Here is a 19,628-nt window from a genome sequence, read left to right as displayed (position 1 = left end):
AGCCCGTTCGGAGCAGTGCTCCTCACCCCTGGTCCTCGGACCCCCTCCAGACCTATCCCCGGCGCCTCGCTGAGAGCATTAACCGTGCAACCGCCTGGCGCAGCCGGGCGGTGGCCTGGCGCCGACCCGGCTCGCCGAGGCGCCGGGCCAGGGCCTCGCCGCTCAAGCCCTGGAAGCCCCAGGCCACCAGCAGTGCCAGGTCGGCGTCCTCGGGGGGCACGCCGCGGGCCAGGGCGTGACGGACTAGCGCCTGCAGCGCGGGTCGCGCCAGCGCCGGTTCACGATGGCCGGCGGCGACATCCCCGGCATCCTGGCGATCGTCGTCGGCAAGGGCCGGGGCGTCGCCCTCCGCCAGCAGGGCGGCGGCGACCTCCGGGGCCAGGTCGCGCAGCTCGAAGGCGAGCAGGCCCGGCAGCGCTCGCTGGAAGCGCTCGGTCAGGGTGGTCAGCAGGCGCTCGCCGCCCTCGCCGGTGGCCCTGGCCACCATCAGGGCGTGCTCGCCGGTGGCGGTCTCGCGGGTCAGCCCCAGGCGCACTGTGCGAAACCCCAGCCGGCGCCAGAAGGCGATCAGCCCCGGCTCGGCGCCGAAGCTAGCGCCCAGCAGGTCGCGGCCCTCCTCCCGGACACGCTGAAGCTCCGCCTCGATCAGCGCCTGCCCCAGCCCCTTGCGACGCCGCTCCGGGGCCACGGCGATACGCACCACCCGGCGCAGGCGGCCGGTGAGCGCCGCGCGGACGCCGGCGTGGGCAGCCAGCGACTGGGCCATCAGGTGGCCGCGTGGGCGGCGCTCGCCGCGGGCCACGCGCTCGGCCAGCGCGGCCTCGAAGCCGCCCTCGTCGGCGGTGAGCGCCACCGCCAGGGGCGCCTCGCCGGCCTCCAGCACCGTCACAGCGAGGCCAGGGCCATCCAGCAGCAGGCGCAGGTCGCTCGGCGTGGTGCGGTAGTGGGCCTGCACCAGCAGGCCGAACAGGCCCCGCAGGCGCGGCTCGTCGGCGGCCAGTGCCTCCCTGGACAGCCGCCTCGGCAACGGCGCGGCGTCGGCCCACGAATCGCTCGCCGCGGGCGGCTCGGCATCCAGCATCAGCAGGCGATGGAGCAGCGGCTCCAGGGGGTCGTCGGCCGCCCAGCGAATCGGTGCCGCCAGGTGCAGCCCGCACCACGCCGGGGTGGCACGCTCGAGGCGTTCGCGGAAGCGCAGGGCGAAACCGCGGCCGGAGCCCTCGTAGCCGTGCACGGTGGTGGCGAAGGCGATGCGCGGGAAGGCGCCGAGCCACTCCCCCAGCAGCCCGGCGGGGATCGCCGCCGCCTCGTCCACCAGCAGCAGGCGCCCGGCGCCACCCGCCTCGCCGGCCCGGGCCAGCTCGGCCAGGGCATCGGGGGCCACGAAGCGCACCTCCCCTCCCTCGGTGATGAAATCGCTGCCCTGGCGCTGCCCCTCCGGGCACAGCGCCGCCAGGCGTTCGAACAGGCTCTCCACGGCCGCAGGACGCGGCGCGGTGACCAGCACCTCGGGCTCGCCGGCGGCCAGCCAGCGGGCACAGGCGATGCCCAGGGCGGCACTCTTGCCGCGGCCACGATCGGCGGTGATCACCAGCGGGCGACGGCGGCGCAGCCGGGCGAGCCTTTCCACCGCGGCGGCCTGGTCGGCGGTCAGGCAGTCGGCATCCGCCACCGGCAATGCCTGGGAGGACGGGCGGGCGGGCAGCCGGGGGAGTCGCGGCGACTCACCGGGGCGCCAGCGAACCACACCATCCTCGGCCGCCAGCAGGCGCGCCAGCCGGGCCAGGTAGCGGCTGGTGAGCGCCTCGGGACGCCAGGGGTGCTCGGCCAGGCGGGTGTAGTCGGCGTCGGGACGCGCGCCCCAGTCGGGTGGGGTCATCAGCACCAGCAGGCCACCGGCACGCAGGGTGCCGGCGAGCGCCGCCACCGCATCGGGGTCGAGGCCGGCAGCGGCGGAGACGGCATCCACCACCAGCAGGCCATGCTCGCCCCCCAGGCGGGTGCGGGCCCGGGCCGGCGGCAGCCAGGCCGGAGGCGTGAGCCCCGCCGGCGCATCGGGACCGAGCCACAGCGGCGCCGGCCAGCCGCCGGCCCCCCACAGCTCGAGCGCCGCGGCCCGGCAGGCGGCGGGCGTCCCCTGCAGCCACACCAGGCCACGCCAGCGGCGGTGCCCCAGGCGCCGGGCATGCGACCGCAGCACCCGCACGGCGGCTTCCTCGCGGCGATGCATCCTCGCGCCCTCCCGGCTCACGCCTTTCATCTTGCACTTTGGTCGCATGACGACACCCACCTTCAACGCTGGGCGCCTCGTGAAACTCGCCATTTACGTTAACGTAAACTTACCGCAAGCGATTGATTTCCTGCCGTTTGCGGCCTGTCTCGGGCCGTAGCCGAGGCACCGCGCACCGCCGGCAGCGGCCGACACCGCCGCCACCATCTTCACATAAGCGCAATCGAATCTCGCGCCACTGGCATGCTAGCTTTGAGCCGTCGCCGCGAGGCTGCCGAGGGTAAGGAACCCTGGCCCCGCGGCCTCGCATTCCAAGCGGTGCCGTCCGGCACCGACTGCCCGGACCCTGAAGGGAGAACAACATGAAAGCACTGCGCACCTTCACCCTCACCGGCCTGGCCGCCGGCGTGGCCCTGGCCACGCTGAGCACCACCGCCCAGGCCCAGGAAGAGTGGACCATGACCACCACCTGGCCGGACAACCTGGACCTGATCCAGATCGACCGCCACTGGGTCGAGCTGGTCAACAAGCTGGCCGGCGACGAGCTCACCATCGATTTCCGCGCCGGCGGCACCCTGATGCCGGGCAGCGAGGTGTTCGACGCCACCCAGACCGGCGCCATCGAGGCCGCCGGTGACTGGCCCGGCTACTGGGCCGGCCTGAGCCCGGCCTTCTCGCCGCTGGCCACCACCACCAGCCTGTTCAACGGCGTCGACTACCTCAACTGGATCAACCAGTGGGGCGGCTGGGACCTCTACCAGGAGGTCTATGGCGAGTACGACATGGTCTACCTGCCCTACGGCATCACCAACAACGAGTCGGGCTTCATGGGCGGCACCCCCATCGAGAGCATCGCCGACCTCGAGGGCAAGCGCCTGCGCCTCTCCGGCCGTGACCAGGGCCGCGTGCTCGAGAAGCTCGGCGGCTCCCAGGTCACCTTGGCCGGCGGCGAGGTCTACCAGGCCATCGAGCGCGGCGTGATCGACGCCGGCGAGTTCTCCACCCCAGGGGTGGACTACAAGGCCGGCTTCGGCGAGGTGGCCGACTACTGGTCCACCCCGGGCTGGCACCAGTCCGCCAGCGTGTTCGGCGTGATGATCAACAAGGACGCCTGGGACGCCCTCTCCGAGGAGACCCAGGAGAAGCTGAAGATCGCCGCCGAGGCCACCATGGCCTGGTCGCTGGCCTGGTCCGAGCGCGGCTCCACCGAGGCCACGGTCAAGTTCAAGGAAGAGGGCATGACCATCAACCAGCTCTCCGAGGAGGACCTGGCGCGCATCCAGGAGGTCACCAACGAGGTGATCCTGCAGGGCGCCTGCGAGGACCCGATGCATGCCAAGGTCTACCACTCCATGGTCAGCTACCTGGAGCACTACGCCAACTGGCGTGACGTGACCGTGCCCTTCAACATGAGCCGCACCATGGACAACCTGCCGTCCCTGGAGGAGCTCGAGGCCTGCATGAACCAGTAAGCGGAAAGATCGCCGGGCCCTTCGGGGCCCGGCGCCGCTGCGGCGCTCGGGAGCCCCTGGCGCCGCCTTTCGTGTGATTCGCCCGTTTCCGAGAGCCTCACCATGAACGCCATTGCCCGGGCCATCGATGCCCTCAACGAGGGGTTCGGACGCCTGATCGCCCCGCTGCTCGCCGTGATCACGCTGATCGTGGTCTACGACATCGCCGCCCGCTTCTTCATCGGACGTCCCAGCGACTGGGCCTTCGATGTCACCAAGATGCTGTTCGGCGCCCATTTCATGCTGATGGCCGCCTTCGGCCTGCGCCATCACGCCCACGTCGAGGTCGACGTGCTCAAGCGCCTGCTATCCCGCCGCAAGCAGGCGGTGCTGGAAATCCTCGGCTACCTGCTCTTCTTCGTGCCCTTCATCTGGATGCTGCTCACCTTCGGCTGGGCCTTCTTCGAGCGCTCCTTCAGCCGCGGCGAGACCACCTACGGCATGATGTCCATCCCCGTCTACCCGGTGAAGGGCGTGATCGTGGTGGCCGCGGTGCTGCTGCTGCTGCAGGCCGTCGCCATCGTCATCCGCGCCTTCGATGAACTGCGCAAGGAGACCCCCGCATGAGTGCCGAGCTGCTCACCCTGTTCATGTTCGGCGGCCTGCTGCTGGGCCTCTTCCTCGGCCACCCGCTGGCCTTCGTGCTGGGCGGCGTCGCCGTGGTCGCCGCCTGGCTGGGGCCCGGCGCCAAGACCCTGGGCATCCTGATCAACAACATCTACGGCAACTCCATGGACAACTATGTCCTGGTGGCCATCCCGCTGTTCATCCTGATGGCGCGCTTCCTCAACGACTCCGGCGTCACCGAGAAGATGTTCGAGTCGATGCGCCTGCTGCTGGCCAACCTGCGCGGCGGCCTGGCGCTGACCGTGGTGGTGGTCTCGGTGCTGCTGGCCGCCACCACCGGCATCGTCGGCGCCTCCATCGCGGTAATGGGGATGATCGCCCTGGTGCCGATGCTCAAGTACTCCTACAACAAGCAGCTCAGCGCCGGGGTGATCATGGCCAGCGGCTGCCTGGGCATCCTGATCCCGCCCAGCATCATGCTGATCCTGATGGCCAGCTACTCGCCGGTCTCGGTGGGGGCGCTGTTCGCCGGTGCCCTGGTGCCCGGGCTGATGCTCGGGTTCATGTATGCCCTCTACGTGCTGGTGATCTGCCATGTGAAGCCGAGCTACGGCCCGGCGGTGCCCGCCGAGGAGCGCGCCGAGGTCTCCACCAGCGAGCTGCTGGTCATGCTCGGCAAGTACGTGCTGCCGCCGATGTCGCTGATCCTCGGCGTGCTGGGCTCGCTGTTCCTGGGCATCGCCACCGCCACCGAGGCCTCGGCCATCGGGGTCTTCATCGCCTTCCTGCTGTTCCTGATCTTCGGCGACCGCAAGGCCTCGACCTGCTACCGCACCCTGATCGAGGCCAGCAAGACCACCACCATGGTGATGCTGGTGGTGGTGGGGGCCACCGCCTTCACCGGGGTGTTCTCCATCGGCGGCGGCATGGACGTGATCTCCGAGGTGGTGATGGCGATGCCCGGCGGCACCACCGGGGCGCTGATCCTGATGCTGTTCCTGGTCTTCATCCTGGGCATGTTCCTGGACTGGACCGGCATCGTGCTGCTCAGCTTCCCGATCATGCTGCCCATCGTCGAGAGCATGGGCATCGACGTGCTGTGGTTCGTGGTGATGGTGGCCGTGGTGCTGCAGACCTCCTTCCTGACGCCGCCCTTCGGCTATGCGCTCTTCTACCTCAAGGGGGTGGCGCCGCCCGGGGTGGAGACCCTCGACCTCTACAAGGCGGTGGTGCCCTTCGTGGCGCTGATCCTGCTGGCCTGCGTGCTGATGGCCTTCTTCCCGGCCCTGATCACCGGCCTGCCCTCGGTGCTGCTGGGCTACTGACCCTCTCGAAGGCCCCGGCGCGACGCCCGCCGTCCCGTGACGGCGGGCGTCGTCGTGTTGACGCCGGTCAGGCGATGGCGGCTGCAGGCGAGGCGGGCAACTGATACCATTTGCCGGCGCCAACGTCTCGCATTTGCAACCCTGCCCCGCAAGGAGCCTGCCTTGTCCCGACCCACCCCTGGCAGCCTGCCCGCCCTTCCCCGCCGGCTCCTGCCCGCCTTCACCCCCTGGACCGCGCTGCTGCTCGGCGTGGCGTTGATCGTGGCGTTGCCGGTGCTGGCGGTGCTGGCCCATATCGTCATGCCCACCGACGGGGTGTGGCAGCACCTGGCCAGCACGGTGCTGCCGCGCTACCTGGCCAACACCCTCTTTCTGGTGGTCACGGTGGGGCTGGGCACGCTGATCCTGGGCACCGGCACCGCCTGGCTGGTGGTGATGTGCCGCTTCCCCGGGCGACGGCTGTTCGAGTGGGCGCTGCTGCTGCCCCTGGCGGTGCCGACCTACGTGATCGCCTACGCCTACACCGACTTCCTGCAGTTCTCGGGGCCACTGCAGGGCTGGCTGCGCGAGCTGTTCGGCTGGGAGCATGGCGACTACTGGTTCCCCGCCATCCGCTCCCTAGGCGGCGCCGCCACCCTGATCACCCTGGTGCTCTATCCCTACGTCTACATGCTGGCCCGGGCCTCCTTCATGGAGCAGTCGGTGTGCATGCTGGACGTCGGCCGCACCCTGGGCCGCGGCCCCTGGCGGCTGTTCGGCAGCGTGGCAATCCCGCTGTCGCGCCCGGCCCTGGTGGGCGGCGTGTCGCTGGTGCTGATGGAGACGCTGAACGAGTTCGGGGCGGTGCAGTACTTCGGCGTGGACACCTTCACCACCGGCATCTACCGCACCTGGTTCGGGCTCGGCGAGCAGGTCGCCGCCGCCCAGCTGGCGGCCTGCCTGCTGGCCTTCGTGATCGCCCTGGTGCTGCTGGAGCGCTGGTCGCGGGGCAAGCGCCGCTACTTCCATACCTCGAGCCGCTACCAGCAGCTGCCGGAATTCCGCCTCGGCGGCTGGGCCTCGGCCGGCGCCTTCCTGGCCTGCCTGCTGCCGATCTTCGGCGGCTTCCTGATCCCCAGCGGCATCCTCACCCAGCTGGCCATCGAGCAGGGAGACTCGCTGTTCGGCGCCGCCTTCATCGGCTACGCCCGCAACAGCCTGACCCTGGCCGCCATCGCGGCGCTGATCGCGGTGACCCTGGCGGTGGTGCTCAGCTACGGGGTAAGGCTCAACGATACCCGCCTGACGCGCACCGCCACCCGCATCTCAGCGATGGGCTACGCGATTCCCGGCTCGGTGGTGGCGGTGGGCATCCTGATCCCCTTCGCCTGGCTCGACAACGCCATCAACACCTGGATGCTGGCGCGCGGCGGCGAGGTGATCGGGCTGATCTTCAGCGGCTCGGCGTTCATCCTGATCTACGCCTATGTGGTGCGCTTCCTGGCGGTGTCGTTCAACGCCGTGGAGGCGAGCCTGGGCAAGGTGACCCCCAGCATGGACGCCGCCTCGCGCACCCTGGGGCACACGGCGACCGGCACCCTCAAGCGGGTTCACACGCCGATCATGCGCGGCAGCCTGCTGGCGGCCTGTATCCTGGTATTCGTGGACGTGATGAAGGAGCTGCCGGCGACCATCATCCTGCGCCCCTTCAACTTCGATACCCTGGCGGTACGCGCCCACAGCCTGGCGGCCGACGAGCGCCTCGCCGAGGCCTCGACGGCCTCACTGGCCATCGTGGCCGTAGGCATAATCCCGGTGATCCTGCTCAGCCTGGCCATGCGCCGCTCGCGACCCGGCGGCGGCTGAGGGGAAGACGAACACCTGGGAGGGGTCCAGGCGCAGGGTGACCGGCTGCCCCTCGGCAGGCAGGAAGACCCCCGGCACCCGGGCGTGGATATGCGCCTCGTCACCCTCATCGCCATGGGCGCAAATATGCAGCAGGCTGCTGCGCCCCAGCAGCTTAGCCATGACGATATGGCTGTGGCTGTGCGCCTCGGCCGGCGCCTCCCGGGCTTCGACCTGCAGCGCCTCCGGGCGCACCAGCACCCGCGCGGTGCTTCCCTCGGCCAGCCAGCCCGCCTCGATCACCCCGACCGGGGTGTGCACCACGCCGTCACGCACCACGCCGGTGAGCTCGTTCACCTCGCCGAAGAAGGTCACCACGAAGGGGTCGCTGGGGTTGCAGTAGAGCTCCCGGGGCGTGCCCACCTGGATGATATGGCCGTCGCACATCAGGGCGATGCGATCGGCCATGAACATCGCCTCCTCGGGGTCATGGGTCACCAGCAGGGTGGCGGCGCCGACCTTCTTGAGCACGTGCAGGGTGTCGTCGCGAATCTGGTCGCGCAGCCGCGCATCGAGGCTGGAGAAGGGCTCGTCAAGCAGCATCAGCTGCGGCGCCGGCGCCAGGGCGCGGGCCAGGGCGACACGCTGCTGCTGGCCACCGGAGAGCATGTGCGGATAGCTCTCGGCATGGGCCGCCATGCCCAGCTGCTCGAGCAGCCCCAGGGCGCGGCGGCGGCGCTCCGCGGCCGGCAGGTGCTTGAGCCCGAAGGTGACGTTCTCCAGCACCGAGAGGTGGGGGAAGAGCGCGGAGTCCTGGAAGGCGAGACCGACGCTGCGCTTCTCGGGGGGCACCTGGCGCCCGCCGGCGCCGGCTACTTCGCGCCCCTCCAGGGTCACGCGGCCCTGCTGCAGGGTCTCGAGGCCGGCGGCGATGCGCAGCAGGGTGGTCTTGCCGCAGCCGGAGGGGCCCAGCAGGCAGACCACCTCGCCGGGCAGCACCTCCAGGTCGACCCCCTTGACCACCTCGCGCTTGCCGAAGGCGTGGTGGATCCCCTGCATCGAGAGCGCCGTGGCGCCGGACGCGAACGGTGGCTTGAGATTCTGGTGCATAGGCCCTCGACGTCGTGTGGGTGGAGACGGTGTCGCTGGAGCTTGCCTCCATCATAACCGATCGTGGGCGGTAATGCGTTTGAAAGCGACTCGCATTCCGCCGTTTCCTGCTCCAGGCCAGGAAAACCTCGATTCGCCCCTTGACGGGTCGCATCCGGGGCGCTTCAATGAAACCGTCAATAATGCAACGTATTATCATTCGACATAACGACATTCACCGCACTGCTCACGAGGTCACGATGATCCAGCACGTTCGTCTCGCCGCCCCCATCGCCGTCGCCCTGGCCGGCTCCGCCTTCGCGTCCGCCGCCTCCGCCGACGAGCTGAACATCTACTCGGCGCGCCACTACGACTCCGATGCGGCGCTCTACCAGGCCTTCACCGAGGAGACCGGCATCGAGGTCAACCTGCTGGAGGGCGACTCCGACCAGCTGATCGAGCGCATCAAGCGCGAGGGCGTGGCCAGCCCCGCCGACGTGATGATCACCGTGGACGCCGGCCGCCTGTGGCGGGCCGAGCAGGAGGGGGTCTTCCAGGGCGTCGAGTCCGAGGTGCTGAACGAGCGCCTGCCCGAGTCGATGCGCCACCCCGAGGGGCTGTGGTTCGGCTTCAGCCAGCGCGCCCGCGCCATCTTCTATGACCGCGACGGCTTCGACCCGGCCGAGATCGGCAGCTACGAGGAGCTGGCCGACCCGCGGTTCGAGGGCGAGGTCTGCATCCGCTCCTCCAACAACATCTATAACCAGTCGCTGCTCGCTTCCCTGGTGGAGCACCACGGCGCCGAGGGGGCCGAGGAGTGGGCCCAGGGCGTGGTGGCCAACATGGCCCGTGACCCCGAGGGCGGCGACACCGACCAGATCAAGGGCGTGGCCAGCGGCGAGTGCTCCCTGGCGGTGGCCAACCACTACTACTACGTGCGCCTGCTGCACTCCGAGGACGAGGCCGACCGCGAGGTGGCCCGCCAGGTCGGCGTGATCTTCCCCAACCAGGACGGCCGCGGCACCCACGTCAACGTCGGCGGCGCCGGCGTGGTCGAGGGCGCGCCGAACCGCGAGAACGCGGTACGCTTCCTTGAGTTCCTGGCCTCCGATACCGCCCAGGAGATCTTCGCCAACGGCAACTACGAGTTCCCGGTAGTGGCGGGCGTGAAGATGAACCCGGTGCTGGAGTCCTGGGGCAACTTCAAGAAGGACAGCCTCAACATCAGCAAGCTGGGCGAGAACAACCCCGAAGCCATCAAGATCTTCGATCGCGTCGGCTGGCGCTAAGCCTTTCGCCCCTCGCCTCAACCCGAAACGCCACCGCAGCCGCGGTGGCGTTTCTTTATGGTGCATCGCAAATTGGCATGAGTGAATACGGCAGAGAGTGGCTCAGGCCGGGTTTTATGGTGGGAGGCCGGGCTCCCCGGGCGATGGAGGCCGCAGGCCTCCCGGCGGTGATTGCCATACTCACCCGGCACCACCAGGGCGCCTGTCGGCGCCATTCGTCCGGCAGAGCCGGCCTCCCACAGGAGCGCTGCACGCCAAGGGCGAAGGCGAGCTTGATGGTCAGTGGGCCTCGTCCCAGTTGGCCCCCGACTCGGCCTCGACGATCAGCGGCACCTCGAGCTCGGCGGCGGCCTGCATGCGCGCCTTGACCTGCTCGATGAAGTCGTCGACCTGCCCTTCCGCCACCTCGAACACCAGTTCGTCGTGGACCTGCATCACCATCCAGGCGTCCAGCTCGCCCTGGCGCAGCCAGGCGTCGACGTCGATCATCGCCCGCTTGATGATGTCCGCAGCGGTGCCCTGCATGGGGGCGTTGATCGCGGTGCGCTCGGCCCCCTGGCGGCGGGCGCGATTCTGGGAGCGGATCTCCGGCAGGTGGAGGCGCCGGCCGAACACCGTCTCCACGAAGCCCTCCTCGGCGGCCTGGGCACGGATGCGCTCCATGTAGCGCGCCACCCCGGGGTAGCGGTCGAAGTAGCGGTCGATATAGACCTTGGCCTGGCCCTGCTCGATATGCAGCTGCCGGCCCAGGCCCCAGGCGCTCATGCCGTAGATCAGCCCGAAGTTGATCGCCTTGGCGCTGCGCCGCTGGTCGGGGGTGACCTTGTCGAGCGCCACCCCGAACACCTCGGCGGCGGTGGCGGCGTGGATGTCGCGCCCCTCGGCGAAGGCCGCGAGCAGCCCCTTGTCGCCGGAGAGGTGCGCCATGATACGCAGCTCGATCTGGGAGTAGTCGGCGGCGACGATGCGATAACCGGGCCGGGCGATAAAGGCCTGGCGGATCTTGCGCCCTTCCTCGGTGCGGATCGGGATGTTCTGCAGGTTGGGGTCGCTGGAGGAGAGCCGTCCGGTGGCGGTAACCGCCTGATGGTAGCTGGTATGCAGCCGCCCGGTGGCCTTGTTGACCAGCCGCGGCAGCTTGTCGGTGTAGGTGGACTTGAGCTTGGCCAGGCCACGGTGCTCCATGATCACCTTGGGCAGCGGGTAGTCCAGCGCCAGCTCCTCGAGCACCGCCTCGGCGGTGGAGGGGGCCCCCTTGGGGGTCTTCTTGAGCACCGGGATGCCCTGCTCCTCGAAGAGGATCTGGCCGAGCTGCTTGGGCGAGCCGAGGTTGAACTCGCGCCCGGCCAGCTCATGGGCGCGGACCTCAAGGGCGTCGATGCGCCGGGCGAGCTCCTGGCTCTGGGCGTGGAGGCGCTCCGGGTCCAGGGCCACCCCGGTGCGCTCCATGCGCGACAGCACCGGCACCAGCGGCAGCTCGATCGCCTCGAGCACCTCGGCCAGGCGCCCCTCCTTCGCCAGCCGCGGGCGCAGCTCGCGATGCAGGCGCAGGGTGATGTCGACGTCCTCGCAGGCGTAGGGCACCGCCTGCTCCAGGGCGATCTGGTTGAAGGTGAGCTGCTTGGCGCCCTTGCCGGCGATCGCCTCGAAGGAGGTGGTCGCCTCGCCCAGGTACTTGAGCGCCAGGGAGTCCATGTCGTGGCGGGTGGCGGTGGAGTCCAGCACGTAGGACTCCAGCATGGTGTCCTCCAGCGGCCCGGCCACCGCGATATCGACGTTGGCCAGCACCGAGATGTCGTACTTGAGGTTCTGGCCGACCTTGGTCTTCGACTCATCTTCCAGCAGCGGCTTGAGGGCGGCGAGCACGGCGTCGCGGTCGAGCTGCTCGGGGGCGTCGAGGTAGTCGTGGGCCAGCGGCACATAGGCGGCCTCGCCGGGCTCGAGGGCCAGGCCCACGCCGACGATCTGCGCCTCCATGTAGTCGAGGCTGGTGGTCTCCAGATCGAAGCAGAAGGTATCGGCTGCCTCGAGTCGCGCGAGCCAGGCGTCGAGGTCGGCCTGGGCGAGGATGACGTGGTCCTCGCGGCTCGCCGAGGTGCTGCCGCCGGCCTGCTCTCCGTCGGCATCCGGGGTGGCGGTGCCGCCGGCGACGTCATCCACGCCCTCGTCCTTGCCCTCCAGCAACTCGGCAAGCCAGGCCTTGAACTCCAAGCGGCGGTAGAGCTCGAGCAGCGCCTCGCGGTCGGGGTGGGCGATATCGAGGTCGTCGAGGCCCACGGGCAGCTCGCAATCGGTCTTGATGGTGGCCAATTGGTACGAGAGGAAGGCCTGGTCGCGGTGCTCCTCAAGCTTCTTCGGCAGGGTCTTGGCGCCGCGGAAGCCCAATGTCTTGACCTTCTCCAGATCGGCGTAGATGGCATCGAGGCCGCCCCCCATGCCCTGCAACAGGCCGAGTGCGGTCTTCTCGCCCACACCGGGCACCCCGGGGATGTTGTCGACCTTGTCCCCCATCAGCGCCAGGAAGTCGATGATCAGCTCGGGGGGCAGCCCGAACTTCTCCTTGACCCCGGCCACGTCCAGGGTCTCGTCCTTCATGGTGTTGACCAGGGTGATATGGGCGTTGACCAGCTGGGCCATGTCCTTGTCGCCGGTGGAGATCACCGCGTCGCGTCCCGCCTCGGTGGCCTGGCGCGCCAGGGTGCCGATGACGTCGTCGGCCTCCACTCCCTCGATGCACAGCAGCGGCAGCCCCAGCGCCCTCACGCAGTCGTGCAGCGGCTGCACCTGGTCGCGCAGGTCGTCGGGCATCGGCGGGCGGTGGGACTTGTACTGCTCGAACAGCTCGTCGCGGAAGGTCTTGCCCGGGGCATCGAAGACCACCGCCATGGGGCTGTCCGGATAGTCCTTGATCAGCCGCTTGAGCATGTTGAGCACGCCCTTGATGGCGCCGGTGGGCTGCCCCTCGGAGGTGGTCAGCGGCGGCAGAGCGTGGAAGGCGCGGTAGAGGTAGGAGGAACCGTCGACGAGAACGATGGGGGTATCGGCCATGGAGGCATCCGTTGCAGCTGTTCGGGAAGTGACTCTGGTCAACCATGATACGCATTGCGCGGGGGTTTTGCCGCGACCGGTGTGCGCCGGGGCGGGAAGGCCCTACACTGGGGGCAGACCCATCATTGCCCCGCCCCCGGCGGCCTGGAGGTTCCCATGCGCACCCTTCGTTTCCTCTCCGCCCTGCTGCTGTCCCTGGGCCTGCTCGTCGCCGCCCTGCCCGCGCTGGCCCAGTCCGACGAGGCCCTGGCCCCGGACATCACCATCCGCCAGGAGGAGGAGCGCACCATCCGCGAGTACCGGGTCAACGGCGAGCTCTACGCCATCGAGATCCGCCCCTCCAGCGGTCCCTCCTACTACCTGGTGGACCGTGATGGCGACGGCAACTTCGAGCGCCAGGAGGGCGACCGCATCGCCGTACCCGAGTGGGTGCTGAAGACCTTCTGAGGCGGTAGACGACGCGTGCATCACACTCGCAAGTCGCTACAATAGGCGGCTTGGCATTCCCGGGTGAGAGACACATGGCCGTATTCACACCGCTGACCGAGTCCCAGGTCGAGGCCTTCCTGAGCCGCTTCGACGCCGGCTCGCTGGTCTCCCTGGAGGGCGTTCCTGCCGGCACCGAGAACAGCACCTTCTTCGTCACCACCGACCGCCGCGAGCTGGTGCTGACCCTGTTCGAGCAGGGTGAGCACGAGGAGCTGCCGTTCTTCGTCGACCTCCTCGACTACCTCGACGAGCACCGCCTGCCGGTACCAGGGCCGCTGCACGACCGCGACGGCGTGGCGCTGCACAGCCTGGCCGACAAGCCGGCCCTGCTCTTCCCCCGCCTGCCCGGCAAGCATCCCAGGGACCCCAACCTGGCCCAGTGCCGCGCCCTGGGCGAGACCCTGGGACGCCTGCACAAGGTGTCGCAGCACTTCCCCGGCCACCGTCCCAACCCCCGCGACCTGCACTGGCTGATGCCCATGCACCACAAGGTGCTGGCCTACCTGGCGCCCGAGGACCAGGCGCTGATGAAGGACGAGGTGGATATCTACCAGGGCGCCTTCGGCGACGGCCCCGAGCTGCCCCAGGGCGCGTTGCATGGCGACCTGTTCCGCGACAACACCCTGTTCGAGGGCGACCGCCTGGGCGGCATCATCGACTTCTACAACGGCTGCACCGGCGACCTGCTGTTCGACCTGGCGATCGTGGTCAACGACTGGGCGAGCGACGAAGACGGCCGGCTGGATGCCGAGCGCCACGATGCGCTGCTCGCCGCCTACCAGTCCCGGCGACCGCTGACCGCCACCGAGCGCGATGCCTGGCCGATGATGCTGCGCCTCACCGCGCTGCGCTACTGGCTCTCGCGACTGCTGGTGGTCTACGTGGACCCGCCCGCCCACGACCTCACCCCCCACGACCCCGAACGCTTCCGTACCATCCTCAAGGCGCGCCTCGCCCATGGCGCCCTGCCCCTGCCGGAGGCCAGCCGATGAGCCGCTCCATGGCCAGTACCACGAGTCCTGCCCGCCGCGCACGGCGCGTCTGGAACATCGACCAGTGGGGCAGCGGCTATTTCGACGTCGACGACTCCGGCCATGCCCTGGTGCGTCCGCTGGGCAGCGAGAGCGATGGGCCGGCACTGCCGCTGGACGACCTGGTGGAGGGGCTCAAGGCCGCTGGTCTACGCCTGCCGGTGCTGGTGCGCTTCATCGACATCCTCCACGACCGGGTCGAGCAGCTGTGCGCCGCCTTCGACACCGCCATGGCCGAGGAGGCCTTCGATGGCGGCTACACCGCGGTCTACCCGATCAAGGTCAACCAGCAGCGCCGGGTGGTGGAGGAGATACTGGCCACCCCCGAGCGCGGCCGTGACCGCGTCGGCCTGGAGGCCGGCAGCAAGCCGGAGCTGCTCGCCGTGCTGGCGCTCTCCGGCGACGGTCCCTCGCTGATCGTCTGCAACGGCTACAAGGACCGCGAGTACGTGCGCCTGGCGCTGATGGGCGAGAAGCTCGGCCACCGCGTCTACCTGGTGGTGGAGAAGCTCTCGGAGCTGCCGCTGATCCTCGAGGAGGCCGCCGCGCTCGGCGTCACGCCGCGCATCGGCCTGCGTGCCCGGCTGGCCAGCGTGGGCCGCGGCCGCTGGCAGAACACCGGCGGCGAGAAGTCCAAGTTCGGCCTCACCGCCAGCCAGATCCTGGCGGTGGTGGAGCAGCTGCGCGAGGCCGACGCCCTGGCCAGCCTGCAACTGGTGCACTTCCACCTCGGCTCGCAGATCGCCAACATCCGTGACATCCAGCGCGGCCTCAATGAGTGCGCGCGCTTCTACCAGGGCCTGGTGGAGCTGGGTGCCCCGGTCGACACCGTGGACGTCGGCGGCGGCCTCGGGGTCGACTACGAGGGCACCCGCTCGCGCAGCTTCTGCTCGGCCAACTACTCGATGCTCGAGTACGCCCGCAACGTGGTCTACGCCTTCCGCCTGGCCTGCCAGGAACACGACCTGCCCCAGCCCCACCTGATCAGCGAATCGGGGCGCGCGCTCACCGCCCACCACGCGGTGCTGATCACCAACGTGATCGGCGAGGAGCGGGTCAGCGACGCCTCCCCCGAGCGCCGGGTCGAGGGCGACCCCCAGGTGGACGAGCTGTGGCGGGTCCACGACCTGCTCGGCGATGCCCCCGACCAGCGCGGCCTGGTGGAGGCGTGGCACGACCTGGTGCAGGCCATGGGCGACCTCCACGAGCGCTTCGTCATGGGGCTGACGAACATCACCGCCCGCGCCGAGGGCGAGGCGGTCTACTTCGCCGCCTGCGCCCGGCTGCGCGCGCGCCTCGACACCCGCAACCGGGTGCACCGCGAGATCGACGACGAGCTGGCCGAAAAGCTCGCCGACAAGCTGTTCGTCAACTTCTCGCTGTTCCAGTCGGTGCCCGACGTCTGGGGCATCCAGCAGATCTTCCCGGTCGTGCCGCTGACCGGGCTCGACCAGGAGCCGAGCCGGCGCGGGGTGATCCAGGACATCACCTGCGACAGCGACGGGCGCATCGACGGCTACGTGGACGGCCAGGGGGTGGAGACCACCCTGCCGCTGCCGGAGTGGCAGGAGGACGACGAGCGGCTGCTGGGCTTCTTCATGGTCGGCGCCTACCAGGAGATCCTCGGCGACCTGCACAACCTGTTCGGCGACACCGACTCAGTGGACGCCACCCTCAAGGCCGACGGCAGCTGGAGCTTCAGCCATATCCAGCAGGGCGACCGGGTCGCCGACGTGCTTAGCTACGTCAACTTCGACGCCGAGGTGCTGCGCGACCACCTGGCCGAGCAGCTCGCCGCCAGCGGGCTGGAGGTGGCCGAGCAGGAGCGCTTCCTCGACGACCTCTCCGAGGGCCTGGCGGGCTATACCTATCTCGAATAGCCGGGACCCCCACCCCCGACACGACGACGCCCCGCTCGAGCGGGGCGTCGTCGTCTGCGGCCAGGGCTCATGCCAGCCCAGGCCTCACTCCACCACGCGGGTGGTCACCTCCAGGCCGCCGGTCAGGGTAAAGCGCAGCTCGCTGCCGCGCTCCAGCGGGCCGACCCCGGCGGGGGTGCCGGTCAGCACCACGTCCCCGGGCTGAAGGGTGAAGTGGCGGCTCATCTCGGCCAGCAGGGTCGGCACCGGGAACAGCATGTCGGCCCCCTCGCCCTGCTGGCGCGGCTCGCCGTCCACCTCCAGGGTGAAGGCAAGCCCGCTCCAGTTGGGCACCTGGGAGAGCGGCAGGAAGTCCGACAGCGGGCAGGCGCCGTCGAACGCCTTGGCGATCTCCCAGGGGTGCCCCTTCTCCTTGAGGCGCGACTGGACGTCACGCAGGGTGAGGTCGAGGGCCAGCCCGATACCCACCACGGCCCGCTCCGCCTCGTCGGCGGTGACGTGGGTCAGCTCCTCGCCGATCAGCAGCGCCAGCTCGGTCTCGTAGTGCACCTCGCCCCGGGCGAAGGGGGCCTCGATGGGGGCAGCCAGGGGCACGGCGCTGGTCGCCGGCTTGATGAAGAGCAGCGGCTCGCTGGGCACCGGGTTATCGAGCTCCCGGGCATGGTCGGCGTAGTTGCGGCCGACGCATACGATCTTGCCGAGCCGCTCGGGAAAGGCCTGGCCGTCGGTGAAGCGGGGGACAAAGCGCATGGCGCATCTTCTCCTTCTCGTTAGACGTGCCGCGGGCGCGACAGACCTCCCAGTCTACCGCAGCCCGCGGCACACGCCACAGCGCCAGCGTCACGAGGCCGTCACCGCGGGTCCCTCACCCCTCCGGCGCCCAGGCCTCGTCCGGGTCGTGGGCCAGGAAGCCGGGGCGACGACGGCGCGCCGCGAAGGGCGCCACGCAGCGGTTGTCGCGGCGGTTGTAGACGAAGAAGGCGTTGCTGCGCGGGTCCGGCGACATGTTGGCGTTGGAGCCGTGCAGCACGTTGCAGTCGAACAGCAGCAGGCCGCCGGCGGCCCCGGTGGGCGCCTCGATGCCATGGCGCTCGACCAGCGCAGTCAGGGCCTCGCGGCTCGGCACGCCGAGCTCCTGGGTCTTCAGCGACTGCTTGTGGTTGTCGTCCGGCGTCTCGCCCAGGCAGGGCACGAACACCTTGTGGGAGCCCGGGATCAGCATCAGCGGGCCGTTGAAGTGATGGTTGTCGGTGAGCACGATGGAGGCGCTCACCGCATGCATCGCCGGCATGCCGTCCTCGGCGTGCCAGGTCTCGAAGTCAGAGTGCCAGTTGAAGCCCTTGCCCTCGAAGCCGGGCTTGTAGTTGATGCGCGACTGATGCACATAGGGCTCGCCGCCCAGTATCTGCCGGGCACGGCCGACCAGGCGCTCGTCACGGGCCAGGCGGGCGAAGCGCTCGGAGAGGAAGTGCATCGCGAACAGCGAGCGGATCTCGTTGCCGGAGGGCTCGGTGATGGCGAAGTCGCGGCCCCGGAAGTCATCGCGCTCCAGCAGCGCGGCAAGCTCCCGGCGCAGCTCGTCAAGCTCCTCGCCGCTGATAAAGTTCGGCTCGAAGAGAAAGCCCTTGCGGTCGAACTCGTCGAGCTGCGCCTGGCTCAGGGGGCCCTCCTCGGCGCTTCCCTTCACCACCGCCTCGCGGCGGTTGAGCCAGGGCATGTCGAAGGGCTCGGCCAGGCGCGTCGGGTAGGGATCCTCGCCGGGGCGCGGCGCGCTCTTCACGCGGCTCTGCGGGTCCGGCGAGTCGACGACACCATGACGGGAAACGGTCTTCTCAAACGCACGGTCAGACATCTTGACTGACATCCAATCACCTCCTGTGTGTCCGTGATCAGTCTCAGCAAAACTCGTGTTCCGACGGCGAGACAGCCGTGAGCGACCCCAGGGAGCAGGAGCCGCGAGACCAGATGTGGGGATGCCCCGCCCCTTTTCAAGGGACACAAAAAACCGCCTCGATGGGCGGTCATGGTCGCGCAGCGGCGCGGAGTCTGGATGGTGCCGGCACCAGGAGTCGAACCCGGGGCCTACTGATTACAAGTCACACCACCAAAAACAGTAGAAAAATCAGTGCATTACGCCTAGCGCAAGGCCTCGTGAAATGCGTATAGGGACAGCCTGGAAATCAGGAATTATCACCAGCATCACACGGCATCATCGAGTAGCTATTGAAGAGGATGAGGAACCAGCTGTCAACCTGCATCAGGGCGGGCTAATTCAGACGATCGTCTAAGTCTGGCCGAAAGGCGCGGAAGGGCTCTCAAGGGAAGCAAAAAGCGGTGCCGGGCTGACTCATCAGCCCGGCACCGCTTGGGTCGTGACCGGGATTGCCTAATGGCGCCCGAGTTTAGAGGCGCCCCTCAATGGCACTGCGCAGGCTGCCGATATCGACCTCGACGTACTCCAGCGTCGTGCTGATGTTGCTGTGGCCGAGCAGCGCCTTGACGATGTGCAGATTACGATCCGGCTCCTTCATCAGCTCGGTGCCCAGGGTATGACGGAATCGGTGCGGGCTCATCTGGTAGCCACAGATCTTGGACAGCTTCTGATAGAAGCCCTCTACCTGCCAGGAATCCATCGTCTCCATTCGGTGGCGAACGCTGAATCGGTTCACGTTAAAGAGCTGCTCGCCCCGCTGGATACCCACCGCTCTGGCAGAATTCAGCAGGTTTTCCAAATGCGGATAGAGGGCATTGGAGATGGGAACAAAGTGCTCCCGGTTATTCTTTGCGCCCTGCCAGGTAGCGGTGAGAACGCGGCTCTTTAGGTTGACATCCTCGGGCTTCATCAGCAGCAGTTGAGTCAGTCGAATACCGGTATGGTAGAACGTTTCAAACACGGCTTCCCAGAACCAGACGGGATGCAGCATGGAGGGCTTTCCTTGGTGAACCTCTATCCGTTTATACAAGCTGATGGCCTCGCGTTCCATCTCGACCTGCCGCTTGCTCAGTGTCTTCTTTCGCTTCCTGGGAGAGGTGACCTCCATCTTGGCAAAAGGGTTGAAGGAGGTATCGATCAAGGCATGATCAATCGCATGCTTGAAGAGGATCCGGTTATGCCTGCAGTAGTTGTTCCAGCTTGAATGTGCCAGGTTTCGCCCCGCCTCCGAAAAGCAGAACTCTCTCCACTCTCTTACATCGTCACGGGTCACTTCTTCAGGCAGCTTATCCTGCCCCGCGAATCGCCGAAACAGCTTCACCGGCACGCTGTAGGAAATACGGCTCCTCTCAGTCAGCCACCTCTCAGAAAAATAGGATTGAAGCAAGTCATCAAAGGTAAATGTTTTCATT

The 19,628-nt window shown here is 68.7% G+C and carries 14 protein-coding genes; 8 read left to right on the top strand and 6 right to left on the bottom strand.

Annotated elements, in window-relative coordinates:
• Window positions 1–52: 52 nt before the first annotated feature.
• Window positions 53–2,230, bottom strand: coding sequence for a tRNA(Met) cytidine acetyltransferase TmcA (locus Q673_RS20305; protein ID WP_023004455.1), 2,178 nt, complete (start codon window positions 2,228–2,230; stop codon window positions 53–55).
• A 362-nt stretch (window positions 2,231–2,592) separates the two neighbouring features.
• On the opposite strand from Q673_RS20305, the gene dctP reads away from it, so the two are divergent.
• From dctP to Q673_RS20285, 4 genes are all read left to right on the top strand, one after another.
• Entirely contained in the window at window positions 2,593–3,702 is a 1,110-nt protein-coding gene (gene dctP, locus Q673_RS20300; protein WP_023004454.1) for a TRAP transporter substrate-binding protein DctP, read from the top strand.
• A gap of 102 nt (window positions 3,703–3,804) precedes the next feature.
• The gene (locus tag Q673_RS20295; RefSeq protein WP_023004453.1) at window positions 3,805–4,308 is read left to right on the top strand and encodes a TRAP transporter small permease subunit; all 504 of its coding nucleotides are present in this window, start codon (window positions 3,805–3,807) and stop codon (window positions 4,306–4,308) included.
• Window positions 4,305–5,633, top strand: a complete 1,329-nt coding sequence (locus tag Q673_RS20290; RefSeq protein WP_023004452.1) for a TRAP transporter large permease — start codon at window positions 4,305–4,307, stop codon at window positions 5,631–5,633. Before Q673_RS20295 ends, Q673_RS20290 begins: the two co-directional genes overlap by 4 nt.
• A gap of 162 nt (window positions 5,634–5,795) precedes the next feature.
• Window positions 5,796–7,478, top strand: a complete 1,683-nt coding sequence (locus Q673_RS20285) for an ABC transporter permease (protein ID WP_023004451.1) — start codon at window positions 5,796–5,798, stop codon at window positions 7,476–7,478.
• On the opposite strand, the gene Q673_RS20280 is transcribed toward Q673_RS20285, so the two are convergent.
• On the bottom strand, window positions 7,395–8,567 hold the full coding sequence (locus Q673_RS20280) for an ABC transporter ATP-binding protein (RefSeq protein WP_023004450.1): 1,173 nt from the start codon (window positions 8,565–8,567) through the stop codon (window positions 7,395–7,397). The genes Q673_RS20285 and Q673_RS20280 overlap by 84 nt on opposite strands.
• Before the next feature lie 239 nt (window positions 8,568–8,806).
• Between Q673_RS20280 and Q673_RS20275 the strand changes: the two genes are divergently transcribed.
• Window positions 8,807–9,835, top strand: a complete 1,029-nt coding sequence (locus Q673_RS20275) for a Fe(3+) ABC transporter substrate-binding protein (RefSeq protein ID WP_023004449.1) — start codon at window positions 8,807–8,809, stop codon at window positions 9,833–9,835.
• 279 nt (window positions 9,836–10,114) lie between these two features.
• On the opposite strand, the gene polA is transcribed toward Q673_RS20275, so the two are convergent.
• Window positions 10,115–12,883: a DNA polymerase I gene (gene polA / locus Q673_RS20270; RefSeq protein WP_023004448.1), complete on the bottom strand. Its 2,769-nt coding sequence runs from the start codon at window positions 12,881–12,883 to the stop codon at window positions 10,115–10,117.
• Window positions 12,884–13,039: 156 nt separating this feature from the next.
• On the opposite strand from polA, the gene Q673_RS20265 reads away from it, so the two are divergent.
• The 3 genes from Q673_RS20265 to speA all read left to right on the top strand — a co-directional run bounded on the left by Q673_RS20265 (window position 13,040) and on the right by speA (window position 16,283).
• Window positions 13,040–13,330 carry a DUF2782 domain-containing protein gene (locus Q673_RS20265; protein WP_023004447.1) on the top strand — a complete coding sequence of 97 codons (291 nt, stop codon included), beginning with the start codon at window positions 13,040–13,042 and terminating at the stop codon, window positions 13,328–13,330.
• Between the two features lie 74 nt (window positions 13,331–13,404).
• Entirely contained in the window at window positions 13,405–14,364 is a 960-nt protein-coding gene (locus Q673_RS20260; protein WP_023004446.1) for a homoserine kinase, read from the top strand.
• Window positions 14,365–14,372: 8 nt separating this feature from the next.
• Window positions 14,373–16,283: a biosynthetic arginine decarboxylase gene (speA, locus tag Q673_RS20255; RefSeq protein ID WP_081711935.1), complete on the top strand. Its 1,911-nt coding sequence runs from the start codon at window positions 14,373–14,375 to the stop codon at window positions 16,281–16,283.
• 84 nt (window positions 16,284–16,367) lie between these two features.
• On the opposite strand, the gene Q673_RS20250 is transcribed toward speA, so the two are convergent.
• From Q673_RS20250 to Q673_RS0117875, 3 genes are all read right to left on the bottom strand, one after another.
• A complete protein-coding gene (locus Q673_RS20250) occupies window positions 16,368–17,033 on the bottom strand; it encodes a fumarylacetoacetate hydrolase family protein (RefSeq protein WP_023004444.1) in 666 nt (221 codons plus the stop codon).
• 115 nt (window positions 17,034–17,148) lie between these two features.
• Window positions 17,149–18,000: an ectoine hydroxylase gene (thpD, locus tag Q673_RS20245; RefSeq protein WP_442778048.1), complete on the bottom strand. Its 852-nt coding sequence runs from the start codon at window positions 17,998–18,000 to the stop codon at window positions 17,149–17,151.
• A 685-nt stretch (window positions 18,001–18,685) separates the two neighbouring features.
• Window positions 18,686–19,628 (bottom strand): tyrosine-type recombinase/integrase (locus tag Q673_RS0117875; protein ID WP_023004442.1); only part of this gene is annotated, 943 nt, incomplete at its 5' end.

Origin of the sequence: Halomonas sp. PBN3, from assembly GCF_000475415.1 — a bacterium.
Taxonomy (GTDB): Bacteria; Pseudomonadota; Gammaproteobacteria; order Pseudomonadales; family Halomonadaceae; genus Halomonas; species Halomonas shengliensis.
This window is presented reverse-complemented; position numbering and strand designations above follow the sequence as displayed.